The organism is Pseudoalteromonas sp. NFXS53 (genome assembly GCF_056629255.1).
Genome location: NZ_JBWVBR010000003.1, coordinates 314,178 through 327,802 on the forward strand (window position 1 = coordinate 314,178; position 13,625 = coordinate 327,802).

12 protein-coding genes are annotated in these 13,625 nt (G+C 41.4%); 4 read left to right on the top strand and 8 right to left on the bottom strand.

The genetic code is table 11. From position 1 onward, the window contains the following. Positions 1-82 precede the first annotated feature (82 nt). On the bottom strand, positions 83-1,603 hold the full coding sequence (gene exaC / locus AC1HJP_RS06095; protein ID WP_480361046.1) for an acetaldehyde dehydrogenase ExaC: 1,521 nt from the start codon (positions 1,601-1,603) through the stop codon (positions 83-85). 156 nt (positions 1,604-1,759) lie between these two features. On the opposite strand from exaC, the gene AC1HJP_RS06100 reads away from it, so the two are divergent. Further along, entirely contained in the window at positions 1,760-2,647 is an 888-nt protein-coding gene (locus tag AC1HJP_RS06100; protein ID WP_480361047.1) for an AraC family transcriptional regulator, read from the top strand. A gap of 34 nt (positions 2,648-2,681) precedes the next feature. Here AC1HJP_RS06100 and sohB read toward each other — a convergent pair whose 3' ends face one another. Both sohB and AC1HJP_RS06110 read right to left on the bottom strand, forming a co-directional pair. After that, entirely contained in the window at positions 2,682-3,686 is a 1,005-nt protein-coding gene (gene sohB / locus AC1HJP_RS06105; RefSeq protein WP_480361048.1) for a protease SohB, read from the bottom strand. A gap of 142 nt (positions 3,687-3,828) precedes the next feature. Beyond that, the gene (locus AC1HJP_RS06110) at positions 3,829-6,219 is read right to left on the bottom strand and encodes a VolA/Pla-1 family phospholipase (protein WP_480361049.1); all 2,391 of its coding nucleotides are present in this window, start codon (positions 6,217-6,219) and stop codon (positions 3,829-3,831) included. A 196-nt stretch (positions 6,220-6,415) separates the two neighbouring features. Between AC1HJP_RS06110 and AC1HJP_RS06115 the strand changes: the two genes are divergently transcribed. Further along, the gene (locus AC1HJP_RS06115; RefSeq protein ID WP_058030016.1) at positions 6,416-7,153 is read left to right on the top strand and encodes a YciK family oxidoreductase; all 738 of its coding nucleotides are present in this window, start codon (positions 6,416-6,418) and stop codon (positions 7,151-7,153) included. A gap of 86 nt (positions 7,154-7,239) precedes the next feature. Here AC1HJP_RS06115 and rluB read toward each other — a convergent pair whose 3' ends face one another. Genes rluB through rnm form a run of 5 tightly spaced genes read right to left on the bottom strand, consistent with a single transcriptional unit; the run spans position 7,240 to position 11,021 of the window. Continuing rightward, positions 7,240-8,106, bottom strand: a complete 867-nt coding sequence (gene rluB / locus AC1HJP_RS06120) for a 23S rRNA pseudouridine(2605) synthase RluB (RefSeq protein ID WP_058030017.1) — start codon at positions 8,104-8,106, stop codon at positions 7,240-7,242. Then, complete coding sequence (gene scpB / locus AC1HJP_RS06125; RefSeq protein WP_058030018.1) at positions 8,106-8,693, bottom strand: SMC-Scp complex subunit ScpB; 588 nt, start codon at positions 8,691-8,693, stop codon at positions 8,106-8,108. The genes rluB and scpB overlap by 1 nt, the downstream gene beginning before the upstream one ends. A 48-nt stretch (positions 8,694-8,741) precedes the next feature. After that, a complete protein-coding gene (locus AC1HJP_RS06130; RefSeq protein WP_480361050.1) occupies positions 8,742-9,530 on the bottom strand; it encodes a segregation and condensation protein A in 789 nt (262 codons plus the stop codon). 19 nt (positions 9,531-9,549) lie between these two features. After that, a complete protein-coding gene (locus tag AC1HJP_RS06135; RefSeq protein ID WP_058030020.1) occupies positions 9,550-10,170 on the bottom strand; it encodes an L-threonylcarbamoyladenylate synthase in 621 nt (206 codons plus the stop codon). Continuing rightward, positions 10,170-11,021 carry an RNase RNM gene (gene rnm / locus AC1HJP_RS06140; RefSeq protein WP_480361051.1) on the bottom strand — a complete coding sequence of 284 codons (852 nt, stop codon included), beginning with the start codon at positions 11,019-11,021 and terminating at the stop codon, positions 10,170-10,172. Before rnm ends, AC1HJP_RS06135 begins: the two co-directional genes overlap by 1 nt. A 442-nt stretch (positions 11,022-11,463) precedes the next feature. On the opposite strand from rnm, the gene AC1HJP_RS06145 reads away from it, so the two are divergent. Both AC1HJP_RS06145 and AC1HJP_RS06150 read left to right on the top strand, forming a co-directional pair. Continuing rightward, on the top strand, positions 11,464-13,035 hold the full coding sequence (locus tag AC1HJP_RS06145) for an anthranilate synthase component 1 (protein WP_480361088.1): 1,572 nt from the start codon (positions 11,464-11,466) through the stop codon (positions 13,033-13,035). After that, positions 13,035-13,625 carry an aminodeoxychorismate/anthranilate synthase component II gene (locus tag AC1HJP_RS06150; RefSeq protein ID WP_480361052.1) on the top strand — a complete coding sequence of 197 codons (591 nt, stop codon included), beginning with the start codon at positions 13,035-13,037 and terminating at the stop codon, positions 13,623-13,625. The genes AC1HJP_RS06145 and AC1HJP_RS06150 overlap by 1 nt, the downstream gene beginning before the upstream one ends.

The window sequence follows — 13,625 nt, forward strand, 5'->3', positions numbered from 1 at the left end:
AAAAAAAGTAGCGCAATTTAACATTGCGCTACTTGCCCCTTTGCATTGTGATATCTAACTAACCAATTGGTTAGTTAACTCTTTAGAAAAATCCGAGTGGACTTTCACTGTAGCTAACTAATAAGTTTTTAGTTTGCTGATAATGATCTAACGCTTTTTTGTGCGTCTCTCTACCTACGCCTGACTTTTTATAACCACCAAATGCTGCATGCGCTGGATACATGTGGTAACAGTTTGTCCATACACGACCGGCTTCAATCTTGCGACCAAAATGATAGGCGCGATTCATGTTTCGAGTCCAAACACCCGCACCTAAGCCAAATTCTGAGCTATTCGCCAGCTCTAATGCTTCAGCTTCATCTTTAAACGTACACAGTGAAATGACCGGACCAAAAATCTCTTCTTGGAATACTCGCATTGAATTATTGCCCTTAAGTAAGGTAGGTTGAATGTAATAACCCGAATTAAACTCTTCAGATAATTGCTCAACTTCACCACCAAACAGTACTTCTGCACCTTCCTGTTTGCCTATTTCAATATAACTTAAGATTTTATCGAACTGCTGCTGAGAGGCTTGCGCACCCACCATAGTTTCTGTATCGAGCGGATTACCACGCTTAATTTGCGCAGTACGCGCTTTCACACGCTCAATAAACTCGTCATAGATGTCTTCTTGAACAAATAAACGCGAAGGACAAGTACACACTTCACCTTGGTTGAAATAAGCCAATACCGCGCCTTCAATACACTTACTTAGATAATCATCATCTTTTTCTAATACATCACTGAAAAAGATATTCGGTGATTTACCGCCTAGCTCAACCGTTGATGGAATAATATTATCGGCAGCGCATTTCAAGATGTGCGAACCAACCGGAGTAGATCCCGTAAAAGCAATCTTAGCAATACGCGTGCTCGTCGCGAGCGCTTCTCCTGCTTCTTTACCGAAACCATTCACTACGTTTAAAGCACCCGCAGGTAATAGATCACCAATCAGTTCAACTAATAACATGATCGAGGTGGGGGTTTGCTCCGCAGGTTTTAGTACCACACAGTTACCCGCAGCAAGGGCTGGGGCTAATTTCCAAGCGGCCATTAATAGCGGGAAGTTCCAAGGAATAATTTGTCCGACTACACCTAGCGGCTCGTGGAAGTGATAGGCCACGGTGTGCTCATCAATTTCGCCAATACTGCCCTCTTGTGCTCGAATACAGCCAGCGAAATATCTAAAATGATCTGCTGCTAGCGGAATATCCGCGGCGAGGGTTTCGCGTACGGCTTTGCCGTTATCCCAAGTTTCAGCAACGGCCAAATACTCTTTGTTATCTTCAATGATCTGAGCAATTTTAAGTAAAATATTACTGCGCTCAGTCACACTGGTTGTGCCCCACGCCTCTTTTGCTTCATGTGCTTTGTCGAGTGCCAACTCGATATCTGCAGCTTTAGAGCGTGCCACTTGGCAAAACACCTTTCCGTTCACTGGGCTTTTGTTTTCAAAATATTCGCCATCTAAGGGAGCAACCCACTCACCACCGATGTAATTGTCATACTTGTCTTTAAAATTAACGACTGCGCCTTGGGTATTCGGGTTTGAATAAATCATAGTGTCCTCTTCTATCAACTTGTTGCCCGGCTCATACTTCAGTTATGTGTTTATTTTTGAGCCGATTGATTTGACATTAAGGGAAAGGAGGCTTAAAAAATTAACTCTAGGTATTTTTTGCTTAACTCTCAGTCTTGATATTCATAAGGAACAGATATGCGCTTTGATTTGCAAGCTAGGCACCAACACATTGATAAATTGGTAGAGAATAAGCTCAGCTTTGATTCAGATGACGCGCTGCTAAGTATTTATGATACCTATGAAAGTGCATTTAACGTGCCGTTATCTTCAAGCAATGTGTTATTTTGCGGTATGCTACAAGGCAAAAAAGTGATGCATGTAGAAACATGTGATTACCACCATGATTTTTTGCCTAATGAAAGCTTCGTGCTTGCACCAAACCAAACTGTTCATATCGATTTTCCTGATGCATCTAAACCCACACCAACAACTTGTTTAGCTATCGAAATTAGTAAAGAAAAGCTTGCTGACATTGCGCAGAGGTTGAACATAGAAAATCAAAGCAATTTTGAGGTCAGTTATCAAAATGAACTCGTTCATGTAGAGCACAACTGGCAAACCCAAGCGTTACTCGATCGTATGGTACATTTATTTACCGAAAATGAAGATCAGCGTGGGTTTCTAATTGATCTTGCGCTGAATGAATTGGTAACACGATTACTCACTCAGCAAACCCGCGAGCTTATTTTAAAGTGTGCAAACTCTCAGAATCATCAGGACCCAATTACAGAAGTCGTTCAATACATAGAGCATCATTTGAGCGAGCCTCTAGATATCGATACTTTGTGTAAAATAGCTTGTATGAGTCGCAGCAAATTTTTTAACTACTTTAAATCATGCTTAAACATGACCCCACAGCAATGGCTCCAAACGAGGCGACTGACAAAAGCCAAAGAGCTGCTTAAAAAAGGCAACAGCATTACCCAAATCGGCTTTGATTTAGGTTTTAATCATACCAGTCAATTTAGCCGCACATTCAAAAATGCCTTTGGTGTTTCTCCAAAGGCATTTCAAAAGAGCTAAATTATATTTCGCCAATCAGTAAGACGGTTTACACCTACCACTTAGCGTCTTGCAATTTAGTCCAAAGCATATTTGTCGCACTTGCCACTGCTTGACTCACGCCAAGTCCTAGCTTTTCTGGCAGCGATTTTTTACTGGTATATTTTACCGTGTAAATTTGATGGCTATCTAATAAAGATAAAATATGGTCATCACTGGTATTCAATTCGTCTACTAAACCTAACTTTTGCGCCTCAGAGGCAAACCAATATTCACCTGTGGCCACTTTTTCAAGATCTATATCAGCTCTGTTAGCTTGTACAAACTCTTTAAACAAGCCATGGGTAGATTCAACTTCTTGTTGAAATTTATCACGGCCCTTATCGGTATTTTCACCAAATAGAGTTAAAGTGCGTTTAAATTCGCCTGAGGTGATCATCTCAAAATCAATGTCATTCTTTTTAAGAAGCTTATTAAAGTTAGGAATTTGCGCAATGACGCCGATTGAGCCAATAATTGAAAATGGAGCAGCAACAATTTTATTTGCCACACATGCCATCATATAGCCGCCACTTGCAGCAATTTTATCAACACATACGGTTAGAGACAGCTCTGCACTAGTAATACGTTTTAACTGCGATGCACCTAAACCGTAGCCATGAACCACACCGCCACCACTGTTGATACTTACAATCACTGAATCCTTATTTTTATCAGCAATCTGTAGTACCGCTGTAATTTCTTCACGTAAATTATTCACTTCATGGGCATCTGAACTACCGTCAAAATTAATTACAAATGCCTTTGCTTCAACTTTATCCTCTTGATCTTTTTTCTGCGTTTTTTTGTAAGCTTTAAGCGCCTTTTTATCTAGAGTTTGTTCAATAAAATCTTGTTTATTGCGCTTTAACTTTTTAGATAAGTCTTGAAGCTCAACTTCACCTGCGCTTGCCTTTGGCTTTTGGCTAGCGCCCACAACCAAAATGATGATAATCCCAATAGATAACACTATGGTGACTGCTTTAGCTAAAAATAAACCGTATTCAAATAAGAACGTCAATCTATTCTCCTCGTTGTTCTTATAATTAATACCAACCCTCAATAATACTCAATCATTTAATTAAGAGGATTGGTATAAAAATCATTCTATAAATATAAAAAAAGCCGCTTAACGCGGCTTTTTCATCTTCTCGTAATTAAACTTAATTAGCAATCACTGCAGTGTTGTCAACTGGTAACTTCATACCTTTTGATGCCAAGAAGGTTGCAAGTTGAGTTTGCATTTCAAGCGTAGTCATAGCATGACCTTGCGCTGTACCACCTACAGCTTCATTAAATGAAGTCGTTGCAATTGATGAGTGATGACCTTGAGAGAACTTAACAACATAGTTCTTTGGCTCACCCATTTGTGTTTCAGTTACTGGTGTCATACCGAACAACTGAGCCATAGGCATAGTACCAGATAATGGCAGTGCCGTTGTTGGCGGAATAACTGCATCTGGTTGGTTACCATCAACCCCACCTGTCACTACACTTAAGTAGGTTGGTGTACCGAGTGCTTGCACTGCTGCTGCGTAGTTCACAGGATCTGCACTGTCTAACGCTGTTTGAGCAACGGTTACGAACTGGCTGATCACAGATTGAATACCTGCAAGTGCCGCTGTATTGCCTGCTTCAACAAGTTGCTTTTCGTATAGTGCATAAGAACAAGGGATCTTAGTCTCTGCAGGGCAAGCTGCTGTTGCTTCACTAGCTACGAATTCTAAGAAAGCTTTAGACGACAAATTACCTGCTGCAGATAACACAGAGCCTTTCACAAATGAGCCAAATGAGCCTGACTCAGTTAAGAAATTAGCAATGCCTGCACCACCACTAGCTAGACCAACTGTATTCACCTTAAATAAGTTATCAACCGTTTCATTACCGATAGGCTTATTTGTATGCGCGATAAAGTTAGGTGCAACAATTGAACCTAGAGAGTGACCAAAGAAGCTCACATCTGTAGGGTTAATACCAAGTGTTGGGTCAATGAAATTCAAGCCAAGTCTCAGTGCAAGAAGGTCAGCTGAAGACTGTCTTAGGTTATCACGTGCGACTAGTAGTGACGTCAAGTTCATGTATGAAAGCACTGAGCCCTGACCACTTGTTGCATTAAAGTCATCTTTACCGTCTAAATCAATATCTAGACCGCGAGCACCATGCATTGGGTGATCAATAGCGACCGTTGCAAAACCAGCGTTGCTCAATGCAAGTGTTAACCCTAATAGACTTTCTTTGTTAGCGGTAATACCGTGTTGTAAAATCACTACAGGCCAACCCGTTGCTGGCATTTCAATACCAAGCAATTCTGCACGTGGCTTAGTAATTTGTACAGGTACGTTTGCAATCCACTCTATTGAAGGAATGCTATTAAATTTAGTTAAGAAGCGGCTTTGATCTAAGCCAAAGTCTCGAAGTACACCACCAGACGCTGCGTTACAATACGCGTCATTTTCACCTGGTGTTAAACCAGATAAATCAACACCAGCAGCAACTGCACCAGCAAGTGTTGCGGCACTATCACAACGAGCTTTCCAGTATGTACCCGCTAAGTCTTCAATCGCTGTACCTTCAGGTTTCTTTGAGTACATAGGCAACATAATGCTACCTTGCATGTATTGAACAGCCTGGAAAGGTGCACGAGTTTCAGCATCTGGAATAACTGCTGCTAGCGCATCTGATACAGTGATCATCGGTTGCTCAGGAACTGAGATTCTAGGGTTAGTTTGTGTTTGTAGGCTTTGCGCTAAACCTAGCTTAATGTTATTCATGACCGCACCCACTGACTGAATCGTCATTGCTGCGGTATAAATCACATCTTCTTTTGCCACCTGGCCAGATATAACATTTTCATATTGTTGTACAACAGCCTGAAGGCTTCTTTGTGAGTCGGTAACTAAAGGCGCTTCCGCTTTCACTAAACTATATGAAGATGATGGCTCAAGTGGACGGCCATCAGCCATTACAATACTTTTTGTTAGTGCAGTAATATACGATGCACCAGACTTAAGTGGTTTAAGCGGCACTACCATGATGCCTTTGCCAGAATCTGTCAGCTTGGCGATGTAATCAACACCAAACGTCAACTCACCGACATATTTACAAGCAATACCCGCAGGCACTTTATCACTTGCGCAGTCAGGATCTGTGATACTCGCGCCCATAACCACTTCAAAAATGCGAACAGCATCAGGTGTGGCAACAGAGTCAGCATTAATGCTAACTTCACTTGGCACATCTAAGTCGATAACATAAGGCATACTAGTCGACCAACCGTCTAAACCACCCATTGCTAAACTTGGATTAGCATATGCAGCAGCCGGTAAAGGTTGACCCTGATCGTCAAATTCACCAGGTAAGTTTAAAGTGCCATCTTTAGTGCCACTTAAAAGTAAATCATTCGGAATTGAGATCACACCATTTGATGGGTCGAATTTCACTGAAGCTGAAGGTAGTACTGGGGTCGTTTCTTGTTTTACATCTTGTAGTGTTTCACCGCCGCCACAGCCGACCAAAGCCGTAGAAATTGCGAGTGAGAGAAGCATTTTTTTCATTGAATGGGCTCCGACAAATTTTATTATTCTTATGCAATTAACGCGTTAATATAATGTAATTCTGTTTTTAATGAGACATTAGACCAGTTAAACTTAACTCAATATGTAAAGTTTCGCCACCCAAATTTACAATAATTTAGATAACTTACCCTAATGCTGTGATAAAATGCGCAAAACGTTCAAATAGAGATCTACAATGCATAATTATCAAGCAGCAGACAATGCACTAGAAAATAAAACCATTTTAATCACAGGTGCTGGCGATGGAATTGGCCGTGTTGCGGCATTAACATATGCGAAACACGGTGCAACTGTAATCCTACTTGGTAAAACAACTAAAAAGCTTGAATGCGTATACGATGAAATCGTAAATGCAGGCTATCCACAACCGGCTATCGTTCCTATGGATATGCGCGGTGCGACAAAACAAAACTACCGTGACCTTGCAGCAACTATTGAACAACAATTTGGCAAATTAGACGGCCTACTTAACAATGCGTCAATTTTAGGCTCGCTTGGTCCACTAGAACATTTCTGTGTATCTACGTTTGAAAACATCATGAAAGTAAACGTCACTGCGCAAGCGATGATCACAAAATATATGTTCCCATTACTTCGTAAATCACCGTGTGCATCTGTGATTTTCACTTCATCTGGTGTAGGCCGTGAAGGTCGTGAGTTTTGGGGCCCTTATGCAATCTCAAAATTTGCAACTGAAGGTATGATGCAAACTTGGTCTAAAGAAGTGGGTAAGACTAACATTCGTATCAACTGTATTAACCCTGGTGCCACACGAACTAGCATGCGTGCCTCTGCTTTCCCAGGTGAAGACAAAGAAAAGCTTAAAACTGCTGAAGAACTCATGCCGACGTATTTATACCTAATGGCAGATGATTCTAAAGACGTTAACGGTGAATCAATCAACGCACAGTAACTTATCGTTCTGACACCATTAAAAAAAGGCACTCAATCGAGTGCCTTTTTTGGTATTTATTCAATTAGAAAGTTACATTGACAAAGTTACTTTCTCTTTGGCTTTGGCTTTTGTGCACGTTGGTTGTGCTTTTTCACAGCCTTTCTGATTTGATTAATCTTAGCGCGTTTATCTTTACGCTTTTCTGGCATCACAGAAAGCTTAGTTTGCGTTTCAGGGCGCATTTTCACAGATTTACGTAAATAGTTTACGTCTTCTAACTTAAGCTCTTCCCAGCCACCTTGAGGTAGACGTTTGTTAAGCTCTAATTTACCGTAACGGATACGAATTAGGCGAGATACTTCTACTTCTTGAGATTGCCATAAACGACGTACTTCACGATTACGACCTTCAGTTAGCGTAACGTTGAACCACTTGTTAATGCCCTCACCGCCCATTGGTTTAATTTTTAAGAACTTAGCTGGGCCATCCTCTAATTCAACCCCTTTAGTTAAGGTACTCAGTGTTTGGTTTGTTACCTCACCGAATACACGTGCAGAATACTCACGCTCTACTTCATATTTAGGGTGCATTAAACGATTCGCTAACTCACCGTCGTTGGTAAATAACAATAAACCTGAGGTATTAATATCTAAACGACCAATCGCAATCCAACGATCGCCTTCTAAACGAGGTAATCTATCGAATACTGTGCGACGACCTTCAGGATCTTTACGCGTACACAATTCGCCTTCAGGCTTGTGATACATTAAAACACGGCAAACACGTTCTTCTTGTTGCTCAATTTTAACAACATGACCGTCAACACGGATAACCGCATTTTCTTCAACACGATCACCTAAACGTGCCACTTTACCGTTAACGCTGACACGATTAGAGTCAATGTATTTTTCCATTTCACGGCGTGAACCCACACCAGCACGGGCCAATACTTTTTGTAACTTTTCACTCATTAGGATGGTTCTCTCACAGAAGGATCACTCAATATCTGTTCTAGTTTTACATCTTGTTGCTCAGGTAAATTAGGCAGCTGTTCTAAACCAGATAAAGAAAAATAATCTAAAAATTGTTTGGTGGTTGCATATAGCGCAGGTTTACCAGGCACATCTTTTTGCCCAACAACCGTTATCCATTCACGCTCTAATAAACTTTTCATGATATTGCTGCTTACAGCAACCCCTCTCACCTGCTCTATCTCACCTCGGGTAATAGGTTGACGATAGGCTATCAGGGCAAGGGTTTCTATGGTCGCTCGTGAGTATTTCACCGCTTTTTCAGGCCATAGTTTACTTAATGGCTCAGCCAAAGAAGGTCCTGCTTGAAAGCGATAACCAGACGCCACTTCAACCAACTGAACACCTCTTGTTGAATAGTGCTCAACCAGTGAGTCTATGGCTTGGGTTAATCTTTTAGCAGAAATATTGAAATCTTGTAGAACGGTTTCTTGTAGACGACGCTTACTTAATGGCTTCTCAGAAACAAAAATCGCTGCTTCGACTAGCTCAACGAGTTGTTCATCACTAAGACGCTTAAAAGCCATATTAATCTACAATTGCAAACACAAGGCAATATTATGACAGAGGTTCGGTTACTCTTGTAGTTTTAAAGATAAATAAATCTCTGATTGCGGGGTAATTTGGGTAAAAGTGACTAATTGCTCTTTGATCAGTTCAAGCATTGCGATAAATGTCACCACCACGCCTTGGCGCCCTTCAGTAAAATCAAACAAAGTGACGAAAGCACACGGACCATTATTTTCTGAAAGGTACCTTAGAATTCTCGACATACGTTCACGAGTAGACAAAACTTCACTTGATATTTGATGGTGAGCGAGCGTTTTTACCCGAGCCATCACATTACCAAATGCAAGCACTAAGTCTTTTAAACTTAAATCAGGTAGTTTTTCTTCATCAAGTGCACTGTCGACATACTCTGCATTAGCTATGAAGAAGTCTTTTCCGACATGAGGCTGCTCTTTTAATGTTTCTGCAGCGGTCTTGAACTGTTCATATTCTTGCAAACGCTTGACTAATTCAGCACGCGGATCGGCTTCTTCTTCAAGCTCTTCATGGGTCGGTAACAACATGCGCGACTTAATTTGCGCCAATAAAGCTGCCATCACTAAGTATTCCCCTGCCAATTCAAGCTGTAAATCTTTCATCAGCTCAACATAGCTCACATATTGTTTAGTAATGCTATGGATTGGCAGTTGCAGAATATCTAGCTTATGGCGCTTAATCAGATATAAAAGCAGATCGAGCGGGCCCTCAAAGCTTTCTAATATTACTTTAAGGGCATCGGGCGGTATGTATAAGTCTTCTGGCTTTTCTAAAACGGCTTCACCATGAAGAAAGGCCAGTGGCGCAGAGTTACTCATTTAATAACTACTTTGATGGCTATTGAAACGGCGTAACGTCACCACACCCTTCGCGGAGGATCACAATATCATCATCAGAAAAGTCAATCACGGTAGTGGCTTGTTCGATTAGATAACCACCATGAATAATAAGATCGACCTGTTTTTCTAGGCTCATGCGAATGTCATCGGGATCTGACTCGGTAAATTGCTCACCAGGTAGAATCAAAGAGCATGACATCAGTGGTTCATTGAGCTCTTCAAGTAAAGCTGCGGCAATTGGGTTATCCGTTACACGCATACCAATGGTTTTTTTCTTTTCGTTTAATAAACGCTTAGGTACTTCTTTTGTACCTTTAAAAATAAAGGTGTAAGGCCCTGGCGTATTGTTTTTTATTAAACGAAAAATTTGATTATCGACACGGGCATAGGTTGCCAGTTCTGATAGGTCACGGCAGACAAGTGTAAAATTATGGTGTTTTTCAATGCCACGAATACGCTCAATTCGCTCTTTCGCTTGTTTGTTACCAATACTGCAGCCAAGTGCATAGCCTGAGTCGGTTGGGTAGACTATCACCCCACCCTTGTGAATAATTTCGACCGCTTGTTTAATTAAGCGTGCCTGCGGGTTTTCTGGGTGAATATGAAAAAATTGGCTCATTAGTTACACTCCTGTGCGTCTTGCCAAAACTGCCAAACAGCTTGGCAATCTTTTGGTAAGTATAGGTTTTTTCCGAGATCTGACCAAGGCATAGGATAATGAAAATCTGAACCTTGGCTCGCGAGTAGATCAAACTCTTGGCTTAATTGCCCTAAAAACTGTCTTTCGCTCGGTGCTTGCTGCGGTAAAGCGACCTCCATTGCCTGTCCACCTGCAAGTTTAAATTCGCTCAGTAATTTACGTAGCCACTTATTAGACATTTGATATCGACCAGGATGAGCAAGCACAGAAACACCACCAGCAGCCTTAATTGCTGCAATGGCGGTTGCCATATCACACCAGTTACTTGGTACATAGCCCGTTTTACCTCTGGCTAAGAACTTTTTAAACACACCTTGAATGTTCTTAGCTACACCGCGTTCGACTAACGCTTGTGCAAAGTGTGCTCGGGTGATTTCAGCATCTTTAGCCAGTGCTTTGGCCTGCTCATATATATCTTCATAGCCTTTTTTAGCTAAGCGTCGACCAATCTCTTGAGCACGAGCTTCACGTTTGTTTTGCTGCTCAGTCAATAAATTAAGTAGATGTGTATTTTCAGTATCTATAGATAGGCCGACAATATGGATTTCAAAGCTCTCCCACTTTGTCGAAATCTCAACCCCAGCCACTAACTCTAGATTTAAATCTAGATCAGCAATAGCTTGCCTAGCAGGTTCGATACCCGCAACAGTATCGTGATCGGTGAGGGCTAAAACATCAACGCCCTTTTCTGTTGCTCGCTCAAGTAATGCGCCTACGCTTAAACGACCATCAGAAAAGGTGCTATGACTGTGTAAATCATATTTTATCAAGTTTATTTCTCTTCATTATTATTCGTGTTCGTGTCAACGGGTCGGATTATATCACTAATACGCCCCATTAAATTTTGTATACTTTATATTTTTAATGTTTTTGCAACTTTTTAGCTTGACTCGCTCGTTCCGATAAGGTTTACTGTGTGCATAAATTGATTCGACATATACCTGATATGAAAACATTAACTAAAAACAAAATCTGGTGGTGGCACTCGTAACATTGCGGGCGCTTTGTCGTATCTATACGATTTCAAAACCCGCACACAAATGCGGGTTTTTTTATATCTAAATTTTTTGGAATACAAACATGATTAACAACAATATCAACACACATTCTTGGTGGTGGCGCCTGAACTAGCGGGACGGCATTGTTGTATCTGTTACACAACCCCCGCAAGTTAACACTGGCGGGGGTTTTTTTATTATGGGGAATGAGGTTTTGATTTTTAGTCATATTACGACAACACCAGGGGAAGTGACGAGTATAAGACAACGGCGCGATTACATCAGCAGCCCACTGTCTTTATATGCGGCACTTGATAAAACAAATTCATTATTACTGGAGTCTGCAGAAATTGACTCTAAAGATAATGTTAAAAGCATCATTTTAGTCGATGCAGCACTTCGCATTGAGTGCAGAGGCAAAACCGTGATTGCCAAAGCACTATCTAACAACGGTCAGCAAGTGTTAAGTTTCTTGGCTGAACAAGTTGAAAACTGTACAGCGGTTGTTGAAGGCGATGTATTAACACTTGAATATGCACCGTTCGAAGCTGAACTGGATGAATATAGTAAACTTAAAGCAGATAATGCATTCAGTGCCCTACGTACTTGCATAAACAAAATAAAACGTAACTCAGATACTCCTTTTGCATTATTCTTAGGTGGTGTATTTGCTTACGACATGGTAGCAAATTTTGAAACACTGCCTGAGGTCCCAGACGGTGATAATGACTGCCCCGACTATGTGTTTTACTTGGCTGAAACCCTAGTATTAATCGATCATCAAGCACAAACCACTGAGTTAATTGGTAATGTTTTTAACGGCCCAGAAGTTCATGCCAACTGTTTTGAAGTAGGTAAACAGCTAGAAGAGCTTAATACGCGTTGTGATAACTTAACACCGTATTTAGCAGCGCCAAATGAAGGTCAGTCTGAAGGGACAGTAAACATTGACGATGAAACTTACTGTCAGCAGGTCGGTACATTAAAGCAAAACATCATCGATGGTGATATTTTCCAAGTTGTGCCTTCTCGTACATTCTCTTTACCTTGCGCTCAACCATTAGCAGCTTATCAGCAACTTAAAAAACAGAATCCAAGTCCGTATATGTTTTATATGCGAGATGAGTCTTTTGTATTGTTTGGTGCCTCACCTGAATCGGCATTGAAATATTGCGTCAACAGCAATCAAGTTGAAGTTTACCCTATTGCAGGCACACGCCCTCGCGGTAAGTTTGCAGATGGCAGTATTAATCCAGATCTAGATAGCCGCATTGAACTTGAGCTTCGCAACGATCAAAAAGAGCGTGCAGAGCACCTAATGTTGGTTGATTTAGCACGTAATGACGTAGCGCGAATTAGTGTTGCAGGCACACGCCACGCAAAAGAGCTTTTAAAAGTAGACCGCTATTCACAGGTCATGCACTTAGTATCACGCGTTGTAGGTCAACTAAAACCAGATCTAGACGCACTGCATGCCTATCAAGCCTGTATGAACATGGGCACATTAGTGGGTGCGCCTAAAGTAAAAGCGGCGGAGCTAGTTCGTCACACTGAAAAGCAGCGTCGTGGCAGCTATGGTGGTGCTGTTGGTTATTTAACGGGTGATGGCGCGATGGACTCTTGTATCGTTATCCGCTCTGCATTTGTAAAAAATGGTACTGCATACGTTCAAGCAGGTGCAGGCGTGGTTTACGACTCAGATCCACAATCAGAAGCAGATGAAACACGTGCTAAAGCACAAGCCGTCATAAAAGCCGTGCAATCAACGTATCAAGGAGCCTGCTAATGTCTAATAACACAAAAGTATATTTTTTAGATAACTTTGATTCATTCAGCTACAACCTTGTTGATGAACTAACACTACTAGGCTTAGATTTAGTGGTTTACCGTAACAATATTTCTGCTGAAAAGATCTTCGCCAAGATGCAGCAAGAAACTTCACCAGTCATCTTAGTGTTATCACCAGGACCTGGTAACCCAGCTCAAGCAGGCTGCTTATTAGAGCTAATTGATCTCACAAAGGGGAAATTCCCTATGCTGGGAATTTGCTTAGGCCAACAAGCTTTAACACAGAGCTATGGTGGTACTGTCGGTCACGCAGGAGAAACAGTTCATGGTAAGTCATCAATTATTGAAGCTGACGACCACCCTGTATTTGCAGGTATTGGCAAACGCTTCCCAGTTGCGCGTTACCACTCTCTAATGGCGACTCATGTTCCTGAAAGCTTAAAAGTGATTGCCAAATACGACACTATTCCGATGGCTATTTATCATCCTGAAGATAAGGTGATCGGCTATCAATTTCACCCTGAGTCTATTCTTACCCCAGACGGTGCTCAGTTATTAAAACAAAGTATCGACTACTTAACACAATAG

Bases quoted from the DNA above. Each gene is read 5' to 3' on its own strand.
- exaC (WP_480361046.1), bottom strand. From the start codon at position 1,603: ATGATTTATTCAAACCCGAATACCCAAGGCGCAGTCGTTAATTTTAAA.
- AC1HJP_RS06130 (WP_480361050.1), bottom strand. From the start codon at position 9,530: ATGAGTAACTCTGCGCCACTGGCCTTTCTTCATGGTGAAGCCGTTTTA.
- AC1HJP_RS06135 (WP_058030020.1), bottom strand. From the start codon at position 10,170: ATGAGCCAATTTTTTCATATTCACCCAGAAAACCCGCAGGCACGCTTA.
- AC1HJP_RS06150 (WP_480361052.1), top strand. From the start codon at position 13,035: ATGTCTAATAACACAAAAGTATATTTTTTAGATAACTTTGATTCATTC.
- AC1HJP_RS06100 (WP_480361047.1), top strand. From the start codon at position 1,760: ATGCGCTTTGATTTGCAAGCTAGGCACCAACACATTGATAAATTGGTA.
- AC1HJP_RS06110 (WP_480361049.1), bottom strand. From the start codon at position 6,219: ATGAAAAAAATGCTTCTCTCACTCGCAATTTCTACGGCTTTGGTCGGC.
- rluB (WP_058030017.1), bottom strand. From the start codon at position 8,106: ATGAGTGAAAAGTTACAAAAAGTATTGGCCCGTGCTGGTGTGGGTTCA.
- scpB (WP_058030018.1), bottom strand. From the start codon at position 8,693: ATGGCTTTTAAGCGTCTTAGTGATGAACAACTCGTTGAGCTAGTCGAA.
- AC1HJP_RS06115 (WP_058030016.1), top strand. From the start codon at position 6,416: ATGCATAATTATCAAGCAGCAGACAATGCACTAGAAAATAAAACCATT.